Genomic DNA, 19,218 nt, shown 5'->3' with positions numbered 1-19,218 from the left:
GGGGGCCGCGCGGGCGCGCCTAGCCGTCGATGCTGCGGCTGGCCTGTTCCGACAATTCCGACACGCGACGGGCCAGCGTCCGAACTTCGGCAGCGATCACGCCGAAGGCCCGGCCCTGATCGCCCCCCGCGCGCGACGCTTCGACGGCGGTGTTGATCGACACCATATCAAGCGTTCGGCCCACCTGCCGCATCGCATGAAACAGCGACTCGAGCTTGTCGTTGCGCGCCTGCGCGGCATCCAGAACCGCGTTCTGGTCGATCGCGGCCTGTCGCAGGATGCACTCGGTCAGATGGACAAGCGCGGGCAGAACGGCGTCGTCCGCCCGGTGCAAGACCGCCATGGCGGCGGCGCGGTCGGGGCCGGCGGGGGCCTGAGCGACCGAGTTGAGATGGTCGGCGAACTGCCGTGCACAGGCGATGTCGGCGGCGCAGTCGGTCCGGAACCGCTGTTCGATCTGCGGCGTCAGAGCCTGCTCCAGCGCGGCGGCATAGGCGGTCGCCGCCGATCGCAGGCGGGTCACATCGGCCGGATCTGGATCGTCCGGCGCGGACGCGAGGACGACGGCGGCGGCGGCGGCGGAAAGCGCGTGATCGCGACTGCGGCCCAAGGCGACGACGACACGCTCCTCCTCGGTCGGGAAGGACAGGCCCATGACCTTGCGGGGGCGGTCGGGTGCGGTCATCGGTCGGCCTTTCGTGGAATGCGGTTTATCGGTCTAGCGGGCGGGCCCCGAGGCGACAAGATCCGCCGACGCGACGGCAGCCGGGCGCACCATGCCGTCAACCATAATGCTGCACCGGCGTCCCGGCGAGGGCGGAAATGTTGAGAATGCCCCGCGCCGTTATCGACGGCGTGACGATATGGGCCTTGTTGCCCATGCCCATCAGGATCGGTCCCACCTCCAACCCGCCGGCGCGCATCTTGAGGATGTTGCGCGTGGCCCCCGCCGCATCGGTCGAGGCGAAGACCAGCACATTGGCCGGACCGTCCATCCGGCAGTCGGCCAGGAACCGCGCGCGCAGATCGGGGTCGAGGGCGGCGTCGACGTTCATCTCCCCCTCGTACTGGAAGTCGAGGGCCATGGCGTCGAGCGAGGCGATCGCGGCGCGCATCGTCTGACCCGACGCGCTGTCGAGGTTGCCGAATTGCGAACTGGAGCACAGCGCCACCTTCGGCTCCACCCCGAAGCGGCGGACGTGGCGGGCGGCGGCGATCACCGTTTCGGCGATCTGGGCCGGGGTTGGTTGCGCATGGACGTGGGTGTCGGCGATGAAAAGCGGCCCGTCTTCCAGGATCATCAGGGACATCGCGCCGACGGCGTGCAGCCCGCCCTGCCCCAGAACATCCGTGACGTAGCGCAGGTGCCACAGGAATTGACCGAAGGTGCCGCAGATCAGGCTGTCGGCCTCCCCCCTTTGAACCATGATGGCCCCGATGGCGGTGGTGTTGGTGCGCATGACCGCGCGGCTGAGATCGGGTGCCACGCCCTTGCGCGCCATCAGCGCGTGATATGTCTCCCAGTAATCACGGTAACGGGGGTCGGATTCGGGGTTCACGATCTCCACGTCGCGGTCGGAGCGCAGGGTAAGACCGGCGCGGGCGATGCGGGTTTCGATGACGTCGGGGCGACCGATCAGGATGGGAATGTCGGTCGTCTCCTCCATCATGGCCTGGGCGGCGCGCAGCACGCGCTCATCCTCCCCTTCGGCAAAGACGATCTTGCGCCGGGCCTGGGAGGCGGCGGCGAAGACGGGGCGCATGATCATGGACGATTTGAAGACCGAGGCGTCCAGATTGGCCTTGTAGGCCTTCATGTCCGCGATGGGGCGGGTGGCGACACCGGAGTCCATCGCCGCCTTCGCGACGGCCAGGGCGACGACGCCTTTGAGGCGGGGGTCGAACGGCTTGGGGATCAGATAGTCGGGTCCGAAGGTCAGCTGTTCGCCGGCATAGGCGGCGGCGGCTTCGGCCGAGGTGGTCGCGCGGGCCAGGGCGGCGATGCCTTCGACGCAGCCGACCTTCATCGCCTCGTTGATCTCGGTCGCGCCGACGTCGAGGGCCCCGCGGAAGATGAACGGAAAACACAGGACGTTGTTGACCTGGTTGGGATGGTCGGAACGACCCGTGGCGATGATCGCGTCGGGCGCGGTGGATTTGGCCAAGTCGTAGGCGATTTCGGGGTTTGGATTGGCGAGCGCGAAGAGAATGGGTTTCGGGGCCATCTTCGCCACCATTTCGGGCTTGAGGACGCCGGGACCGGAGAGGCCGAGAAACAGGTCCGCGCCCTCGATGACATCGGCAAGCTGACGCGGGCCGCCGGGCTGCGCGAAAGCGGCCTTCTGTTCTGTCATATCCTCGGTCCGGCCTTCGTGGACCAGGCCGGCAAGATCGCAGAGAAACACGTTCTCGCGGCGCACGCCCAACGTCAGCAGCATGTTCAGGCACGCAATGCCCGCCGCGCCGCCGCCGGTGGACACGACCTTGATCTCCTCCCACTTGCGGTCCGTCAGCATGATCGCGTTCAGGGCCGCGGCGCCGACGACGATGGCGGTGCCGTGCTGATCGTCGTGGAAGACGGGGATGTTCATCCGCTCCCGGCAAATCTTCTCGACGATAAAGCAGTCGGGGGCCTTTATATCCTCCAGGTTGATGGCACCGAACGTCGGCTCCAGCGCGCAGACGATCGCGGCGAGTTTTTCGGGGTCGGATTCGTCCACTTCGATGTCGAAGCAGTCGATCTCGGCGAATTTCTTGAACAGGACGGCCTTGCCCTCCATCACCGGCTTGGACGCCAGCGCGCCGATGTTGCCCAGGCCCAACACGGCGGTGCCGTTGGTGACGACCGCCACCAGATTGCCGCGCGCGGTGTAGTCGCGGGCGGTTTCGGGGTTCTGATGGATCGCGGTGGAGGCGTCGGCGACGCCGGGGCTGTAGGCGCGGGCCAGGTCGCGGCCGTTCGCCAGCGGCTTCGTCGCGCGGATTTCGAGCTTACCGGGGCGCGGATACTGATGATAGTCGAGCGCGGCCTGCCGCTGGGCGGCCTGCGGGTCGTCGGAAGGCTTATCGGTCATGGGCGGTCCTCTGGCACGGCTGCCCGCCTGTTTAACGCCATCCCGTCCAACCCTGCCAGCGATCATTCCGATGCCAGCCGGCGCAGGGCCGCCTGATCAGACGGCGCTGAGATCCGCGCGCAGTTCCGGCGGGATGCGTTCGTGCAGGGGTGTCACCAGGCGGCGACTCTCGGCGATGCACAACAGGATCTGAGTGCGGGTCATCGCGCGCCCTTCGATATGCCGGAAATCCTTGGGATGCATGACATAGAGGCCGACAGACGCGATCACGTCCGCGTCCGACAGGCGCATGTTCTCGCTCAGGTACCAGGCCGTCACCTCCGCTTCGGTCAGCGGGAGGAGGGCCGCATGATCCGCCGCCCAACCATCGGGGCAGAAGGCCGCGTCGAAGCCGGATTCGATCACCACACGGCGCAGGGCCGCTTCGGTTTCCACCACCGACGGCAGGGTCGCCTGCGCAACCGTCACGCCCAATGCCAATGCCATGCCGCCCAGCCCCAGAACCATGCACAACGTCTCCGCCCGCGATTTCGCGGCGAATACACGCGGCGGTTCGGGGTCGGTCGTGCGCCCGGCGAAAGCCGCGCGGCGCAGACGGGACAAGGCGGCCGGCAGGTCGGCAAAGGGCATTACGGCGAAACTCCAGCAGGATTGCGACCAAGATAGAGCGGATTTAGGTCAAGATTGTGGCGATTTGGCCAGAGTTCGTCGCCGGAGTCGAGACGGTGATGCCTTCTTGCTGCCACTGTCCCCCGATTGCCGCGAATCCCGCTGGTGCCCGGTTGGCACGCCGTGCGAGATGCCACAATGTCGCTCTGGATTGTTGCCACGCTTTTCGCCGCCTCGGTGCAGGCCCTTCGGTTCCTTCTGCAAAAGCGGTTGGCGGTTTCAGGGTTAAGCCCGGCGGCGTCGACCTTTGCGCGGTTCGTCTATGCGCCGGGGGTGATCGGGGCGGGGCTGGCGGCCTGGACGCTGGCCACCGGCACCGGCCTTCCGATCGTCGGCACGGGGTTCTGGCCCTATGCGCTTGCCGGCGGCATCAGCCAGATCCTTGCCACGATGTGCGTGGTCGCGCTGTTCGCCCATCGCAACTTCGCCGTCGGCATCGCATTTTCCAAGGTGACGGTCCTTTTGACGGTGGCGACCGGGTTCGTGGTGCTGGGCGAGACGGTGACCTGGGCCGACATCGCGGCGATGCTGGTGGGGTTGGTCGGGGTGCTGATCCTGTCGGTACCGGCGGGGGGCGGGTGGCAGGTTCTCAACCGCGGGTCGGTGCTGGGGCTGGCGTCGGGGGTGTTCTTCTCGATCTCTGCCGTGGGGTATCGCGGGGCGTCGCTGGTGGTGGAAAGCGATGCGCCCGTCTTGCGCGCGGCCGTCACGCTGGCCCTTGTGACGCTGGTGCAGGCGGTGGTGTTGGCCGCGTGGCTGGCGTGGCGCGACCGGGCGGGGCTGATCGCGGTGTTCACGCGCTGGCGCGTCACCACGCTGGTGGGGGCCACGTCGATGGCCGGGTCGCTGGGCTGGTTCACCGCCTATACGTTGCAGACGGCAGCCTATGTGAATGCCGTCGGCCAGGTGGAGCTGATCCTGTCGATGGCGATTTCATGGCTGGTGCTGGGAGAGCGGTTTTCGTGGCGCGAATTGCTGGCCATCGCGCTGGTGTCGTGCAGCGTGATCGCGCTGATCCTGTTGCAGACCTAAAGCCTGCGAAAGGTCGACGCCGGGCCGGAATTGTCGAAGAACGGCGTGCCCGGCGCATCCGTCCCGTCGGCGATGGCAGCGGTTTCGGCCAGCACGACTTCGGTTATGAACGGCATGTCCAGCTTGCGCGCTTGGGCCAGCGGAACCCAGTGCAGGTGGCTCAACTCATCCTCGGCCCGGCTGAAATCGTCCGGGTCGGTCATCAGAATTTCGGCCGGGGCCAGGAAAAACCGCGCGTCGAACCGGCGGGGGCGGCCCGGCGGCGTAACGGCGCGGAAGATAAAGCGCAGCGCGCTGGGATCGGGGCACAACCCATCGAACCCCGGCCAGGAACACCCCGACGGTCCCGGCGCGGCGATCACCTGTCCCGTTTCCTCGGCCAGTTCCCGCAGGGCGGCGGCGGCCAGCGCCTCGGGTGCCAGGGTGCTGCGCGTGGTCAAGGCGGCGCGGGTGTCGGGGTGGATCGGGGCGGCCAGATCGACGGCCCCGTCGCCCGGATCGACGGCACCGCCCGGAAAGACGTATTTGCTGGGCATGAAGGCAGCCCCTGCCCCGCGCTGTCCCATAAGGACCGCCGGGCCGTTGTCAGTCTGGCGCAGCAGCACGATCGTGGCGGCATCGCGGATCGGCCGGTCGGTCACTCCGCCAGATCCGACCGCGCATGCCCGTGACCGAAGCCACCCATCCGCGTCGCCCACTGGATCCCGACCAGCATCCCCTTGAGGCGCGGCAGGAACCACAGCGACAGGGCGGTGGCGGACACCATGAAGATCGCCATGAACGTATAAGGGTCGGGTTCGTAGGCCACAAAGACCCAAAGCATCGCCGGACCGATGATATGCCCCACGATCAGCAACGTCAGATACGGCGGCCCGTCGTCCGCGCGGTGGTGGTGCAGCGCCTCGTCGCAGACGGGACAGGCGTCGCGCACCTTGAGGTAGCCTTTGATCATCGGGCCGGATCCGCAGTTCGGACAACGCCGCCGCCACCCGCGCAGCATGGCCTGGCCGACGGGGCGGTCCGCGTCGACGGGCGTGGTGGAGTCGGAGGGGTCGGTCCGGGGCGTGGCGTCGGTCATGGCATGTCCTCTCCTGCCTTCCCTAGTCCTCGGGCCCGCGCTGGGAAAGGTCGCCGCATGTCTCTGCGGCCCTGTGTCGCCATTTTCTGCGAATTTCGACGACGGAATATTTCGCCCCTGCCGTGGAAGGGGGGAACGTCGGGCAACGGGCCCGCGTCTGAAACCGGAGACGACCATGAGAAAGATCACTATCCTGACCCTTGCCATCGTGTCGGGCCTGTCCCTGAGCACCGTCGCGGAAGCCCGCGGCCACGACCGGGGCGAGCGTCCCGCCTTTTCGGAGGTGGATACGAACGGCGACGGAGAAATCACCCCGGCCGAGATCGAGGCCTTCGCGGAGGCCCGCAAAGCAGCCCGCTTCGACGAGGTGGATGCCGACGGCGACGGTTTCCTGACGGCAGAGGAGCTGGACGCCGCACGGCAGACCCGCGAGGACAGCCGCAGCGCGCGCATGATCGAGCGTCTGGACGCCGACGACGACGGCCGCGTGAGCCGCGAGGAACTGGAGGCGCAGACCGACGCACGCGGCGACCGTGGCGGCAACGGCCGTGGTATGGGCGGACGCGGGTTCAGCCGTGCCGATGCGGATGGCAACGGCACGCTGAACGCGACCGAATGGGAAACGCTGGGCCAGCGGCGCGCGCGCGACTGAGGGATCGTGGCGGGGCGGTTTGCGCCGCCCCGTCACACCTGCGAAGGATGCGAATGACCCCCGCCCAGGACCTGACCGCCGATCCGGCACGCGCGGCCGAAGCCGACCTGCTGGCGCGGGCCGGGTCGGGTGACGACGCCGCGGCGGCCGCGCTGCTGGACCGGCTGGGTCCGCGTCTGATGGCCTTCGTGGTGCGGATGACAGCCGGAGATCGCGCCCTGGCCGAGGATATCGTGCAAGAAGCGTTTCTGCGGCTTTGGAAGCGGGCCGGCGACTGGGATGCGGGCGGCGCGGCGCAGATGTCGACCTGGCTGGGCCGGGTCGCCGCGAACCTGGCGATCGACGCGAAACGGCGCGCGGCGCGGACGCAAGGCATGCCCGAGACCTGGGATCCGGCGGATGGCACCCCCAGCGTCGAGGCGCGGATGATCCGCGACGAGAGATTGTCGGCGCTGGATGCCGCCCTGGCCGCCCTGCCCGACCGGCAACGGCAGGCCGTGGTGCTGAGACATATCGAGGGCTACTCCAACCCCGACATCGCGGCCATGATGGGCGTGGGCGTCGAAGCGGTGGAAAGCCTGACGGCGCGCGGCAAACGGCGTCTGGCGGAATTGATGCGTGACACCAAAGGAGGTCGCGATGATGGATGATGATGATCTGGACCACATGCTGCGCGCCGCGCGCGCCGACACCGTGCCATTGGGCGACGGCCTGCGGGCGCGCATCCTGGCCGATGCGGCGCGGCGACCCGCACCGGCCCCGAAATCCGGCTTGCTGCCCGCGTGGCTGGGCGGGATCCTGGGGGTGCCGACGGCGGCGGCGCTGGGACTTTGGATCGGGGTCGCGCAGGCGGATCTGGTGCTGACTTACATGCCGGGAACGTCCATTTCGAGCGAGGGCGAGGCCGCGCTGCTGGACGATGTGTTCGGCACCGCGTGGATCGAGGGGGAAACCGGATGACGCAGAAGACTGCCAAGCGCGGCTGGACCGGGTGGGCGTTGTTCGTCTCGGTGGCGGTGAATGTCGCGGTGCTGGCCGCCGTCGTCGGGGCGCTTCTGACGGGCGGACCGGACCGGTCTGCCCCCGGGGACGACCGGCGCAGGGGCGGCGGACCGCCCGAGATCGCGGCGCTGGCCCGCGGGTTGGACGGCCCGGACCGGCGCGCCCTATTTCAGGCGTTGCGCGCGAACGGCCGGGTGGCGAACGCGCGCGAACGGATGGACGCGGCCCGCGAAAGGATCGTCGCGACGCTGCAGGCCGATCCGTTCGACCGCGCCGATTTCACCGCCGCAATGGAAGCGCAGCGCGACCTGCAAGCCGACCTGGCCGGGCGCGGCATCATCGTGCTGGCGGATATCATCGCCGATCTGTCGGCGGAGGAACGGGCCGGGCTGGCCGACCGGATGCAGGCGACGCGCCGTCCGAAACCGTAACGGTTCGCGGCGGTGCGGGCGTCAGGCCTCGACAAGCCGGACACAATTGCGCCCGCCGTCCTTGGCCGAATAAAGCGCCCGGTCGATGCGCGCCAACGCATCGGCCCCGACACGGTCCTGCTCCCCCAGAAGACCGGCCCCAAGCGACAGCGTCACCGTCAGCGACCCGCCGCCGGGCAGCGGAGTTTCCATCGCCTCGATCGCGGCGCGCAGGCGTTCGGCCACGGCGCGCACGTTGCGCATGTCGGTGTCGGGCAGGATCGCCAGGAATTCCTCCCCGCCGATGCGCGCCACCATATCCTCGGCCCGCAGACTGGTCTGCAAAGTCTGTGCGACCCGCGCCAGGACGGCATCGCCGACGGGATGACCGTGGGTGTCATTGACGACCTTGAAGTGGTCGATGTCCATCAGGATCAGCCCCGCGCGCAGGCCCAGCGCCCGGCAGCGGGTCGTGACCTGTTCCAGCTGATGCAGGCCGTAGTGGCGATTGTGCAGACCGGTCAGGGAGTCGAACATCGCCATCTTGAGCCCGGAATCGAGCGTGTTGCGCATCCGGTCCGCACGCCGCTTGCGCGCCAGTTGCGTGCGCACGCGCATCGCAATCTCGTCGGCGGAAAACGGATGGTAGCTGACGTCCGCCGCCCCGAGGTCCAGCGCCGTCGCAGCCCGTTCGCTGTCGCCCTTGGGCAGCAGGATCATGAAGGCGGCGTGGCGCGTCGCGAGGCGCGAGCGGAGTTCCGACATCAGGCGCAAACCGTCGTTACGGCTCGCCATATCGGCATCCAGCAGGAACAGGTCGGGGGCCTCGGCCTCCGGTACGGCCAACGCCTTGTCGCCGTTCATGATCGAGACCGTCTCGCGGAACAAAGGGCGCAGGCGGTCGCGCTGCACCGGAAGCCACGTGGCGTCCGGCCCGCCGATCAGGGCGATGCGTCCATCGTTGACGACCGCAGGCTTGCCCGCGAAACCCGGACGGGGTTCGGACATGCCGGGCATCGTGGCACAGGCCATTTCGATCATGTCGCCGCCGCGCGCGCGGTAATCCTGTTCCTCGCCGCGCGACCGCAGCAGGGACCGGACACGGGCCAGCAGCGCCAGTTCATCGACGGGTTTCGACAGAAAATCGTCCGCGCCGGCGGACAGGCCGTCCATCCGCGCGTCCATATCGTCGGACGCCGTGACAAGGATCACGGGGATCGTCGCCGTGGCCGGATCGCTGCGCAGACGGCGGCAGGTCTCGGCCCCGGTCAGGCCGGGCATCATCATGTCCATGATGACGATGTCGATCCCGCCCGACGCCGCGATTTCCAGCGCTTCGGCCCCGCTGGCGGCCGGAACGACTTCGTATCGCGCAGCCGAAAGCTTTACCTTCATCACGATGCGATTCGTGGCGACGTCGTCGACGATGAGTATGCGGCCGGTCATGGCAGGACTTCTCGCAATGATTCAGACTTCGGTCAAATCCGTTTAGAAGATATTAAAGTTAACAAAAGGTTTCCGCGATCGGTTCGCGCGAAAAGAATGTGCATATGCGACAGGACAACGCTGAGGTGATCGCGCTCGGTGCGCTGGAATGGGTGATCGGGGCGGAGTTGCTCGATACGTTCCAAAGCGCGACCGGGGTGGACCGGGACACGATCCGGGGCGCGGCGGGCGATCCGGAATTCCTGGCCGGGGTGATGGACTTCGTGATGATGAACGACGACTGGGTGCGGGGCGTCTGCGACGCGCAGTCCCTGCCCTACGAGCGCCTGATGGAGGCGCGCGCGGCCCTGCCCGGCGGGGACATGCCCCACTGGACCTGACCGCGGCGCGCGCGGATCACTCCTCGATCCACCAGACGTCGGGCTGGAACCCGATCCAGTCGCCGTAGATCGGCAGGCGGTCGGCGGGATACTTCAGATCGGCGGAATGGGCGATCCAGCTGATCGGGTTGTGCCAGATCGGCACGACATAGCGCCCCGCCGTCAGCACCCGGTCCAGCGCGCGAACGGCTGCGACATAGTCTTCCTGCGTGTCAGAGGTCAGCATCGCGTCGATCATCGCGGCGATGGCCGGATCGTCGGCCCCCATCAGGTTGCGGGTGCCGGGCGTGTCGACGCCATCGGGGCCCCAATAGGCCAGCTGTTCATTGCCCGGCGACAGCGACAGCCCCCATTGGTACCAGATCATGTCGAAGTCATAGGCGCTTTGCCGGTCGGTGAACTGCGCGCTGTCGATCGACGCGACGCGGGCGTCGATGCCGAGACGTTTGAGCGCCTCGACATAGATGTCGACGATGGACGCCACCTCCGACGATCCTTGCGGCACCATGATCTCGAACCGCACGGGACCGTTCGGCCCGGTCAGCACGCCGCCCTCCACGGTATATCCTGCCTCCTCCAGCAGACGGGAGGCGGCGCGCAGGCCGCGGCGGTTGCCGGCCGATCCATCGGTCTGCGGCAGGTCGTATCCGTCCAGCGTGCCGGGCAGCAGGGTATCGGACAGCGGCGTCAGCAATTCGGCCACCCGGCCCTGCGCCGGCCCAGGCTCCATCCCCAGGGGCGAATTCGAGAAATAGCTGGTGATGCGCGGCTGCGCCCCCGCGTTGATGACGCCGTTCACATATTCGAAGTTGAATGCCTGGATCATCGCTTCGCGCACGCGCCAGTCGTCAAAGGGGGCGCGGCGGGTGTTCATGACCAGACCGGTCATGCCCGACGGGCGCTGGTGCGGCACCTCCGACAGGACGACCTCGCCCGATTGCACGGCCGGGAAATCATAGTCGCGGGCCCAGCGCGCGGCATTCGTTTCGCGCATGGTGGACAACTCTCCGGCCTTGAACGCCTCGAAATGCGCGGTGGCGTCGCCGAAGAATTCCATCCGGATGGTTTCGATGTTGTTGGTGCCGCGCCGAAACGGCAGGTCCGCGCCCCAGTAATCGTCGTCCAGTTTCAGCACGACGGACCGGCCGGGATCGACCGTGTCGATGACATAGGGCGCGGTCGTGATCGGGATGTTGTCGACGCCCGAGCGGAAAAACGCCGATGGATCGTCGGCATATTGCGCCGCCTTCATGATCGGGCGGAAGCCCAGCGTCATTAGAAGTTCGCGGTCGGGCTCGGGAATGGTGAAGCGGACGCCGCGCGCGCCCACGGCCTCGACGCTTTCGACCTTGGCGAAGGCGCTGCGATAGCGACCGTTCGCGCCTTCCTGCCCCAGAATGTTCCACGACCAGATGACATCCTCGACCGTGACCGGCGTGCCGTCCGAAAACGCCGCGTCGGGGTGCAGCGTGAAGGTGATTTCCGTCTGCGCGTCGTTGACCGTCACGCTGTCCGCCAGCAGGCCGTACAGGGTAAACGGCTCGTCGTAGGCCCGCCCCAGAAGGGATTCGTAGGCCAGGAATCGCAGTTGCCAGGGCGTGTTTCCCTGCTGGATATGGGGGTTCAGACTGTCGAAACTGCCGACCTGACCGTCGGAAAAAGTTCCGCCCCGGGGCGCATCGGGATTGGCCTGTGGCAGATGTGTATAGTCGGCAGGCAGCGCCGGATCGCCGTAAAGCGCGATTCCATGGGCCTGTGCGAACACGGCGGAAGGCCCGCTAACTACCGCTAAAATTGCAATCTTTGCAAAAATGCGGATGCCGATTCGCCGGAAACGCTGTCCGATCATTGTCTTGCCTCTTGGTAAGGTCCTGTTCGATTTGATGTTTAATCGAAACATCCCGCCGACGCTCCTGAAACTTTCGCTTGGACTCGGTGGCAGGGACCGCTATAACAAGGGCACTGCTCGATAGGTTTCTTGCCTGTATGAAACCTGCCTCAATGACTTAGCGCCGGCCTTGTGCCGGCGTTTTTTTTTGGGCTAACCGATTTCCGTGCCCGGCCCCGCGACATGCGCGTCATCCGCTTATCGACAGCGTCGAAACAGGTCCTACCTTTCGCAGACGCAGCATTCGTGGTCCAGTCCGCGAACCATCCAGAGGGGAAATTGACGTTATGTCGCTTAGTGGAAAGACCGCCGTCATCACCGGATCGAATTCGGGCATCGGGCTGGGCATCGCGCGCAGTTTCGCCGGTGCCGGCCTGAACGTCGTGATCAACTCCTACTCCGACACCGAGGAAGATCACGCGCTGGCCGCCGATCTGGCCAAGGAGCACGGCGTCGACGTCCGCTATATCCAGGCCGATATGTCCAAGGGCGACGCCGCCCGCAGCTTGATCCAGAAGGCGGGGGCCTGCGATATCCTGGTCAACAACGCCGGCGTCCAGCACGTCGCCGCCATCGACGAATTCCCGGCCGACAAATGGGACGCGATCATCGCGATCAACATGTCATCCGCGTTCCACACCACCGCCGCCGCGCTGCCGATGATGCGCAAGGCGGGCTGGGGCCGCGTCATCAACATCGCGTCCGCCCATGGCCTGCGGGCGTCGCCCTACAAATCCGCCTATGTGGCCGCCAAGCACGGCATCGTCGGCATGACCAAGGTCGTGGCGCTGGAAACCGCGCAGGAGCCGATCACCGCCAACGCCATCTGCCCCGGCTATGTCCTGACCCCGCTGGTCGAGGAACAGATCCCGGACACCATGAAGAAATACGACATGGACCGCGAGACGGCCGTCAAGGAAGTCCTGCTGGAGCGTCAGCCCAGCAAGGAGTTCGCCACCACGGACCAATTGGGCGGCACCGCCCTGTTCCTGTGTTCGGACAACGCGGCACAGATCACCGGCACCACGATCAGCGTCGACGGCGGCTGGACCGCGATGTGACCGAGCCGGGGGCGGGGCGCGACAAGCTCGACATCAAGGACAGGATCCTCGACGGATCGTCGTTCCTGCGGGTCAGCCTGCGCGACGCCGTCTTCCACGACAGCCACCTGATGTCCGCGTCCTTCCGGGATGTGAACGCCACCGGACTACGGTTCGACGATGCGAACCTGACGGGGGCCGTCTTGCATGACGTCAACCTGTCCGGCGCGTCGGTGGACCATGCCAATCTGAGCGGCCTTGCGATCACCGGTGCCGACATGACGGGCGCGCGGATGTCGGATGTGAACCTGACGGACGTTGCAATCAGCGACGCGACTTATACGGGTGCCACGATCGACGGCATATCGATTACCGATCTTTTGGCAAAATGGGCCGATGGTTGATCGCATCCCACCCGCGCCCAAGCCCACGGTCGCCAAACGCATCTCGCTGCTGATGATCGACCGGGCAGAGGCGCGGCTGGGCGTCTCGCTGGCCCATGTTCGCGCGATCGCGAACGCCGGGCCGGGCCTTTTGCGGCGCTACAACCGGATCTTCGGATTTCTTGATCCGGTCAATCATCTGCCCGCCGACGCCCATGCCGCCGCCCGTCTGCGCGGTGCGCTGGCCGCCGATTGCGGATCCAGCGTGCAGGCGGAGGTCAATCTGGCCCGTCGGGCCGGGCTGACACCCGCGACCATCGACGCGATCCTGCGCGCCGACCCCGACCTGCCCGCCCCCCTGCCCGCGATCATCCGCCTGTCGGATGCCGTCGTGCGGGACCGCATCGACGACCCGGACGCACGGGCCGAGGTGGCGCATTTCTACGGCCAGCGCGGGTTGATCGAACTGTCCTTTGCCATGAACGGCGCGGCGCTTTTGCCGGGCATCAAGCGCGCCATGGGCCACGCGACGGCCTGCGACCTTCAAACAATGCGCAACAGCGCCGGAGACCTACAATGACACCCAAACGCATCAACTTGGCCCTTCAGGGCGGCGGCGCGCACGGGGCCTTCACCTGGGGTGTCCTGGACCGCATCTTGGCCGACGACCGGCTGGAGATTGCGGGCATGTCCGGCACCAGCGCGGGCGCACTGAACGGGGCGGCCGTCAAAAGCGGCCTGGCGCGCGGCAGCCGCGATCTGGCGCGCGACACGCTCGAAAATCTCTGGACCGACGTGGGGGCATTGACGGACGAACGTCTGGCCCCATGGCTGGCCGCATTTTCGCCGCTGGCCATAAGCCACGCGATCGAAATGTCACCGCTCTATCAGATGTCCGACGGCCTCAGCCGCGCGGTCTCCCCTTACATGACGGGCAGCATGAACGAAACGGCGCTGCGCAAGATCGTCGCCGGGCTCGACTTCGAGGCGGTCTGCTCGGACCGCGGGCCGCAGATCCACATCTGTGCCACCAACGTGCGCACCGGCAAGATCAAGCTGTTCACCGGCGGGGCGATCGGGATCGACGCGATCCTCGCCTCCGCCTGCCTGCCGACGGTGTTCCCGGCCGTGGAAATCGAAGGGGAGCATTATTGGGACGGTGGCTATACCGGCAACCCGGCGCTGTTCCCGCTGTATGCGCCCGACCTGCCGCGCGACATCCTCGTGGTGAACATCAACCCGCTGGAGCGTCCGGAACTGCCCGTCACGGCCCGCGACATCCAGAACCGCATCAACGAAATCAGCTTCAACACATCCCTGTTGCGCGAAATGCGCGCCATCGAATTCGTGCAACGGCTGGTGCGGACCGGCAAGATCCCCGAAGGCGTGATGAAGGACGTGCTGGTCCATATGATCGCCGACGATCCCCTGATGCGGCAGCTCTCGGTCGCCACCAAGACCGTCGCCAACCCTATCGTCATGGCCCAGCTGCGCGATGCGGGTCACCGGGCGGCCGATGTCTTTCTGGACCGGGATTTCGACAAGATCGGCGAAGGCTCCACCGTCGACCTGGAAGAGATGTTCAGCTGAGCACGCCCGCCCCGCAGGAACCGGGCGCGACCCGGCGCGTTTCCTCACCAGAACGAAAGGAAACACCATGAGCCGTGAAGATTTCGCCAAAGACTGGGTGCCGTTCCGCGACCCGATCCTGTCGGCCTATCCCGACCTCAAGGATGCCGATCTGGCGGACGCCGACGGCTCGACCGCCGTGCTGGCCCAGCGCATCGCCGTCCTGCAAGGCACCGACCCGGCCGAAGCGCAGCAGGCCCTGCACGAGTTTCTGGCCGGGCCATTGCCCGCCGATGCCTATGCCGCGCCCGTCCACGACAATGCAGCCGTGCGCGACAGCGGGGACTACATCCCCGACGGGGAAGACGCGATGGCCGACGACCGCCGGTTCGGCGACGACAACACCCCCGCCACACCCATGGGACGCAAGACATGAGGGCCGTCCTGACCGCCGCCGCGATCGTCCTGGCCCTGCCGGCCGTGGCGCATCAGACGGTCAGCCCGGTCACGAACCCGAACACCAATTATCTCTGGCTCGACGCGCCCAACACGACCGACGCCGGCAGCGCCCGGATGCGGATCGTCTTCAACGGGCAGGAAGCGGCGGCGGCGCTGACCCCGAACCAGTACTGGCTCTATACGCGGGCATACAAACGCCATCTGACGCACCTCAGCCTGCGCCACGGTGTGCGCAACGCGGAAGGCCAAGCCCGGCGTCAGGCTTTCCACGATGTCGTGGCCCGCTATCCGAACCTTCGGATCGAAGGGTTCGACTTCAAGCGATATTACGGCAACGCCCTGATCACGCCAGACCTGTAGCGACTCCGGTCAAGCCAGACTGGTCACCCAAAGGATCGTCGCATCCTCGGCAGAGGTAGAGATGACGTTGTGGCCCATGGACGCGTCGTAATAGGCGCTGTCCCCGCGCTTCATTTCGACGGGTTCGTAGAATTCCAGGAAAAGCCGCACCGTGCCCGTCAGGATCAGCAGAAATTCCTCTCCGTCGTGGCGGACCCAGCCGTCGAATTCCTCGAACGATCGCGCCCGGACGCGCGCGCGGTACGGCAGCATCGACTTCTTGGTGATTGTCGCGGCCAGCAGCTCGTGTTCATAGGTCGTCGTCACATGCGTCCGACCCTCGCCGTGCCGCGTGACGTCCCGCCGCCCCATCACCTGCGCCTTCGACGGCGGGGTGAACAACTGCGGCACCGAAATCTCCAACCCGGTCGCCAATTTCTTGAGCGCGTCGAAGGTGGGCGACATCTGCCCGTTCTCGATCTTGGACAAGGTCGAACGGGCCAACCCGGCCTGACGCGCCGCCTGTTCCAGCGTCCATCCATGTGCCTTGCGCAGGTCGCGGACCCGCAGTCCCAGGTCCAGCGGCTCGGGCTGAACCTGCGCGCCGCTTTCGCGGGCCAGGCGGATCAGGCTGGGTTCGTCATTCTGTGTCATGCGCGCTTGTAGGAAACCGGCCCGTGCGTCTCAAGGCGGATTATGGCCGAACGCCTGCGGCACGGCGCCCGCGCCGCCTAGTCATCCACCCCTTCAAGCAGCATGATCTGCGCCTCACCGGCCCCGATCCGGTGTTCGCGCGCTGCCTGATATTCGGGCGAATCGTAGCAGGCCTGCGCCGCCTCCAGGCTTTCGAACTCGATGATGACGTTGCGCGGACGGCTTTCGCCCTCCAACCCGACGACCCTTCCGCCACGGGCCAGAACCCGCGCATTACACTTGGAAAACACCTCCGTCGCGCCCTTGGCATAGAGGCCGTAGGGGTCCGGATCGGTGACGGTGACATGCGCCACCCAATAGGCCTTGGGCATCGTTCTCTCCTGCCGAAATTTTACCAGTTGATAAATTCTGCGGTTCGGGCACTCTCTTGGCAAGACAATACGGCACGCCGCTCTACCGGAGGGATACATGACCGAAGCACTGCGCCTTGACGGCATCCGCGCCGGACGCCTCGGCCCCGAGGACCTGGCGAAGAACTTCGCCGATCTGCACCCGGCCCTGACATCGCACGAAGCGACGATCGCCGCCGACCGCTGTTATTTCTGCCACGATGCGCCCTGCGTGACGGCTTGCCCGACCGACATCGACATCCCCCTGTTCATCCGCCAGATCGCCACGGGAACCGAAGAAGCGGCGGCCAAGACGATCTTCGATCAGAACATCCTGGGCGGCATGTGCGCCCGCGTCTGCCCGACCGAGACATTGTGCGAACAGGTCTGCGTGCGCGAAGTCGCCGAAGGCAAACCGGTCGAGATCGGCCGCCTGCAACGCTTTGCCACCGACGCCATGATGGCGGACGGCGAACACCCCTTCACCCGCGCGCCCGACACCGGCAAATCCGTCGCCGTCGTGGGGGCCGGCCCCGCCGGATTGGCGGCCGCGCACCGGCTGGCGCTGCACGGCCATTCCGTCACGATGTTCGATGCGCGCCCCAAAGCGGGCGGCCTGAACGAATATGGCATCGCCGCCTACAAGACGCCCCACGATTATGCCCAGGCCGAAGTCGACTGGCTGCTCAAGATCGGCGGCATCACCGTCGAGACCGGCAAGGCGCTGGGCGACGGGCTGACGCTTTCGGCTTTGCGGAGCGATTTCGACGCCGTGTTCCTGGGGATCGGGCTGGGCGGCGTCGGCGCGCTGGGTCTTGACGGCGAAGACATGACGGGCACCGAAAACGCCGTCGATTTCATCGCCACCCTGCGCCAGACCGACGATCTGACCACCCTGCCCGTCGGGCGGCACGTCGTCGTCATCGGCGGCGGCATGACGGCCGTGGACGCCGCCGTGCAATCCAAACTGCTGGGTGCCGAGACGGTCACCATCGCCTATCGCCGCAATCAGGCGAAGATGCCCGCCAGCCGGTACGAGCAGGATCTGGCCGCGACGCACGGCGTGCGCCTGATGTTCGGCGTGGTCCCCGTCGCCTTGCGCGGGGATGCGCAGCTGCGCGAGGTAGAGCTGGGATATGTCGATACGGACACGAAACCGACCGGCGAGACGCTGATCTTGCGCGCCGATCAACTGCTGCGCGCCATCGGTCAGAAACTCGAAACGATGGAAGGCCTGACGCTCGACGGCGGCAAGATCGCCGTCGACGCAAGCGGCAAAACGTCCCTCGCCGATGTCTGGGCCGGCGGCGACTGCGCAAGCGGCGGAGAGGACCTGACCGTGACGGCGGTGGCCGAAGGACGAGACGCCGCGATGGACATCCACGCGTCGCTGACACAATCTGCCCCATGAGCAAATCCAAAACGCCCCCCCCCGCCCCCAAGCCCGCCGCCCTGACCGACAAGGAGCTGGCCGCCCGAAACGACGCCGCCCTGGCACGCGTCGAGTCGATGGACGACGTCGACAAACTCCGCAATCTGATGGCCAACGCCGACCGCATGGGCGTTCCGCCCGTCCGCGACGCCGCCCTGCGCCGCCTGGCTCTGGTCCAGACGGACGACACGACGGACGTGGAGCCGGGCACGCTGGAGCATGACACCTTCCAGACCATCTTTGCCTATGAACAGCTGGTCCGCGAAGAATTGGGCAAGGCCAAGCGCCTGACCCGCACGCGGATGAAGATGACGAAATCGGGGGCCGCGAACGCCCTGACCGATTTTCCGACCGCGACCGCCGACTATACCGCCTTCGACACGTTGATCGCGCGCGGGCTGCAGGACATGACCAGCGAAGCGGTGATCCTGCGTCACCCCGACGGCTTTGACGACGCCACCCGCGACGCGGCGACCGCCCGTTTGAACGCCGCGGCCCCCACGCCCGAACCGGCCGCCTGACATGCCGGAGCTGCCCGAGGTCGAGGCCCTGCGCCGACGAATCGAGGGCGGCGCGCTCCACCGCACGATCGAAGCGGTGGAGCTGGGAAACGACACCGCGCACGTCGATCTGCCCGACCCCGACGCCCGCGCGTCTCTGACAGGCGGGCAGTTCACCAAAACCCGGCGTCACGGCAAATATCTCTTCGCCGGCGCGGCCTCGGGGCCGTGGATGGCGCTGCACATGGGCATGGCCGGGTCGGTCCGCCTGTATGACGCAGACGACGCGGCCCCCGATTACGCCCGCCTGATCGTCCGGTTCGAGGGCGACCGCCGCATGGCGTTCCGCGATCCGCGCAAATTCGGCTGGGTCAAGGTCGTGGACGACCCGGATACCGAAATCGCGGCCCACGATCTGGGCCCCGACGCGCTCGACATCGACGAAGCCACCTTCGTCGACCGCATCGGCAGCAGCCGCGGGGCCGTCAAATCGGCGCTGATGGCGCAGGAAAAACTGGCCGGGATCGGCAATCTCTGGGCGGATGAGACGCTGTATCAGACCGGTGTGCATCCGACCGCCAAGGGCACCGACCTGTCCGAAAGGACCCTGTCAGACCTTTACACCGCGTCCCGTCGTACCCTGACCTCCGTCTGCGATGTCGATGCCGACTACGGCGAATTGCCCGACGCCTGGCTGATCCATCGACGCGAAACGGACCGGGCCTGTTCGCGCTGCGACGGGCAGATCCAGACGGCCAAGGTCGGGGGCCGCACCAGTTATTTCTGCGCAGGCCATCAACCCCCACCCTGACCCGCGACGCC

Annotated in this window: 24 protein-coding genes; 15 read left to right on the top strand and 9 right to left on the bottom strand. The window is 66.9% G+C overall.

Annotated elements, in window-relative coordinates; all coding sequences use genetic code 11:
• Positions 1-19: 19 nt before the first annotated feature.
• The 3 genes from JDO7802_RS18670 to JDO7802_RS03955 all read right to left on the bottom strand — a co-directional run bounded on the left by JDO7802_RS18670 (position 20) and on the right by JDO7802_RS03955 (position 3,704).
• A complete protein-coding gene (locus tag JDO7802_RS18670) occupies positions 20-685 on the bottom strand; it encodes a methyl-accepting chemotaxis protein (protein WP_055082774.1) in 666 nt (221 codons plus the stop codon).
• A gap of 97 nt (positions 686-782) precedes the next feature.
• On the bottom strand, positions 783-3,074 hold the full coding sequence (locus JDO7802_RS03960; protein WP_055082772.1) for an NADP-dependent malic enzyme: 2,292 nt from the start codon (positions 3,072-3,074) through the stop codon (positions 783-785).
• 96 nt (positions 3,075-3,170) lie between these two features.
• A complete protein-coding gene (locus tag JDO7802_RS03955; RefSeq protein WP_055082770.1) occupies positions 3,171-3,704 on the bottom strand; it encodes a hypothetical protein in 534 nt (177 codons plus the stop codon).
• Between the two features lie 162 nt (positions 3,705-3,866).
• On the opposite strand from JDO7802_RS03955, the gene JDO7802_RS03950 reads away from it, so the two are divergent.
• Positions 3,867-4,775: a DMT family transporter gene (locus tag JDO7802_RS03950; protein WP_306455346.1), complete on the top strand. Its 909-nt coding sequence runs from the start codon at positions 3,867-3,869 to the stop codon at positions 4,773-4,775.
• On the opposite strand, the gene JDO7802_RS03945 is transcribed toward JDO7802_RS03950, so the two are convergent.
• Positions 4,772-5,416 (bottom strand): NUDIX domain-containing protein, encoded by a 645-nt coding sequence (locus tag JDO7802_RS03945; RefSeq protein WP_055082766.1) that lies wholly within the window; start codon positions 5,414-5,416, stop codon positions 4,772-4,774. The genes JDO7802_RS03950 and JDO7802_RS03945 overlap by 4 nt on opposite strands.
• Positions 5,413-5,853 carry a DUF983 domain-containing protein gene (locus tag JDO7802_RS03940; RefSeq protein WP_055082764.1) on the bottom strand — a complete coding sequence of 147 codons (441 nt, stop codon included), beginning with the start codon at positions 5,851-5,853 and terminating at the stop codon, positions 5,413-5,415. Before JDO7802_RS03940 ends, JDO7802_RS03945 begins: the two co-directional genes overlap by 4 nt.
• Positions 5,854-6,028: 175 nt before the next feature.
• On the opposite strand from JDO7802_RS03940, the gene JDO7802_RS03935 reads away from it, so the two are divergent.
• The 4 genes from JDO7802_RS03935 to JDO7802_RS03920 are packed head-to-tail and all read left to right on the top strand — an operon-like array spanning position 6,029 to position 7,938.
• Complete coding sequence (locus JDO7802_RS03935; protein ID WP_055082762.1) at positions 6,029-6,505, top strand: EF-hand domain-containing protein; 477 nt, start codon at positions 6,029-6,031, stop codon at positions 6,503-6,505.
• Between the two features lie 47 nt (positions 6,506-6,552).
• Positions 6,553-7,155, top strand: coding sequence for a sigma-70 family RNA polymerase sigma factor (locus JDO7802_RS03930; RefSeq protein ID WP_438501622.1), 603 nt, complete (start codon positions 6,553-6,555; stop codon positions 7,153-7,155).
• A complete protein-coding gene (locus tag JDO7802_RS03925) occupies positions 7,145-7,465 on the top strand; it encodes a hypothetical protein (protein WP_055082757.1) in 321 nt (106 codons plus the stop codon). Before JDO7802_RS03930 ends, JDO7802_RS03925 begins: the two co-directional genes overlap by 11 nt.
• Positions 7,462-7,938: a periplasmic heavy metal sensor gene (locus JDO7802_RS03920; protein WP_055082755.1), complete on the top strand. Its 477-nt coding sequence runs from the start codon at positions 7,462-7,464 to the stop codon at positions 7,936-7,938. The genes JDO7802_RS03925 and JDO7802_RS03920 overlap by 4 nt, the downstream gene beginning before the upstream one ends.
• Before the next feature lie 21 nt (positions 7,939-7,959).
• Here the strand turns inward: JDO7802_RS03920 and JDO7802_RS03915 are convergent, their stop codons facing one another.
• The gene (locus JDO7802_RS03915; RefSeq protein WP_055082753.1) at positions 7,960-9,363 is read right to left on the bottom strand and encodes a diguanylate cyclase; all 1,404 of its coding nucleotides are present in this window, start codon (positions 9,361-9,363) and stop codon (positions 7,960-7,962) included.
• A 104-nt stretch (positions 9,364-9,467) separates the two neighbouring features.
• Between JDO7802_RS03915 and JDO7802_RS03910 the strand changes: the two genes are divergently transcribed.
• On the top strand, positions 9,468-9,743 hold the full coding sequence (locus JDO7802_RS03910) for a DUF3572 domain-containing protein (RefSeq protein WP_055082751.1): 276 nt from the start codon (positions 9,468-9,470) through the stop codon (positions 9,741-9,743).
• 16 nt (positions 9,744-9,759) lie between these two features.
• On the opposite strand, the gene JDO7802_RS03905 is transcribed toward JDO7802_RS03910, so the two are convergent.
• A complete protein-coding gene (locus tag JDO7802_RS03905) occupies positions 9,760-11,592 on the bottom strand; it encodes an extracellular solute-binding protein (RefSeq protein WP_055082749.1) in 1,833 nt (610 codons plus the stop codon).
• Positions 11,593-11,918: 326 nt separating this feature from the next.
• Here JDO7802_RS03905 and JDO7802_RS03900 point away from each other — a divergent pair, with 326 nt between their 5' ends.
• The 6 genes from JDO7802_RS03900 to JDO7802_RS03875 all read left to right on the top strand — a co-directional run bounded on the left by JDO7802_RS03900 (position 11,919) and on the right by JDO7802_RS03875 (position 15,442).
• Positions 11,919-12,692, top strand: coding sequence for a 3-hydroxybutyrate dehydrogenase (locus JDO7802_RS03900; protein WP_055082747.1), 774 nt, complete (start codon positions 11,919-11,921; stop codon positions 12,690-12,692).
• Positions 12,689-13,075, top strand: a complete 387-nt coding sequence (locus tag JDO7802_RS03895; RefSeq protein WP_055082745.1) for a pentapeptide repeat-containing protein — start codon at positions 12,689-12,691, stop codon at positions 13,073-13,075. Before JDO7802_RS03900 ends, JDO7802_RS03895 begins: the two co-directional genes overlap by 4 nt.
• Positions 13,068-13,634, top strand: coding sequence for a carboxymuconolactone decarboxylase family protein (locus JDO7802_RS03890; protein ID WP_055082743.1), 567 nt, complete (start codon positions 13,068-13,070; stop codon positions 13,632-13,634). The genes JDO7802_RS03895 and JDO7802_RS03890 overlap by 8 nt, the downstream gene beginning before the upstream one ends.
• Complete coding sequence (locus JDO7802_RS03885; RefSeq protein WP_055082741.1) at positions 13,631-14,644, top strand: patatin-like phospholipase family protein; 1,014 nt, start codon at positions 13,631-13,633, stop codon at positions 14,642-14,644. The genes JDO7802_RS03890 and JDO7802_RS03885 overlap by 4 nt, the downstream gene beginning before the upstream one ends.
• 67 nt (positions 14,645-14,711) lie before the next feature.
• Entirely contained in the window at positions 14,712-15,059 is a 348-nt protein-coding gene (locus JDO7802_RS03880) for a hypothetical protein (RefSeq protein WP_055082739.1), read from the top strand.
• Positions 15,056-15,442 carry a hypothetical protein gene (locus JDO7802_RS03875; protein ID WP_055082737.1) on the top strand — a complete coding sequence of 129 codons (387 nt, stop codon included), beginning with the start codon at positions 15,056-15,058 and terminating at the stop codon, positions 15,440-15,442. The genes JDO7802_RS03880 and JDO7802_RS03875 overlap by 4 nt, the downstream gene beginning before the upstream one ends.
• Before the next feature lie 9 nt (positions 15,443-15,451).
• Here JDO7802_RS03875 and JDO7802_RS03870 read toward each other — a convergent pair whose 3' ends face one another.
• The gene (locus JDO7802_RS03870; RefSeq protein WP_055082735.1) at positions 15,452-16,075 is read right to left on the bottom strand and encodes a helix-turn-helix domain-containing protein; all 624 of its coding nucleotides are present in this window, start codon (positions 16,073-16,075) and stop codon (positions 15,452-15,454) included.
• 77 nt (positions 16,076-16,152) lie between these two features.
• A complete protein-coding gene (locus JDO7802_RS03865; RefSeq protein ID WP_055082733.1) occupies positions 16,153-16,446 on the bottom strand; it encodes a DUF1330 domain-containing protein in 294 nt (97 codons plus the stop codon).
• 97 nt (positions 16,447-16,543) lie between these two features.
• Between JDO7802_RS03865 and JDO7802_RS03860 the strand changes: the two genes are divergently transcribed.
• The 3 genes from JDO7802_RS03860 to JDO7802_RS03850 are packed head-to-tail and all read left to right on the top strand — an operon-like array spanning position 16,544 to position 19,207.
• Positions 16,544-17,875: an NAD(P)-dependent oxidoreductase gene (locus JDO7802_RS03860; RefSeq protein ID WP_055082731.1), complete on the top strand. Its 1,332-nt coding sequence runs from the start codon at positions 16,544-16,546 to the stop codon at positions 17,873-17,875.
• Entirely contained in the window at positions 17,872-18,417 is a 546-nt protein-coding gene (locus JDO7802_RS03855) for a hypothetical protein (protein ID WP_055082729.1), read from the top strand. The genes JDO7802_RS03860 and JDO7802_RS03855 overlap by 4 nt, the downstream gene beginning before the upstream one ends.
• A gap of 1 nt (position 18,418) precedes the next feature.
• On the top strand, positions 18,419-19,207 hold the full coding sequence (locus tag JDO7802_RS03850) for an Fpg/Nei family DNA glycosylase (RefSeq protein ID WP_055082727.1): 789 nt from the start codon (positions 18,419-18,421) through the stop codon (positions 19,205-19,207).
• Positions 19,208-19,218 lie beyond the last annotated feature (11 nt).

The organism is Jannaschia donghaensis (genome assembly GCF_001403795.1).
GTDB classification, from domain to species: domain Bacteria; phylum Pseudomonadota; class Alphaproteobacteria; order Rhodobacterales; family Rhodobacteraceae; genus Jannaschia; species Jannaschia donghaensis.
Note: the sequence above shows the minus strand (reverse complement) of the source record. Positions and strands in the feature narration are given on the sequence as shown.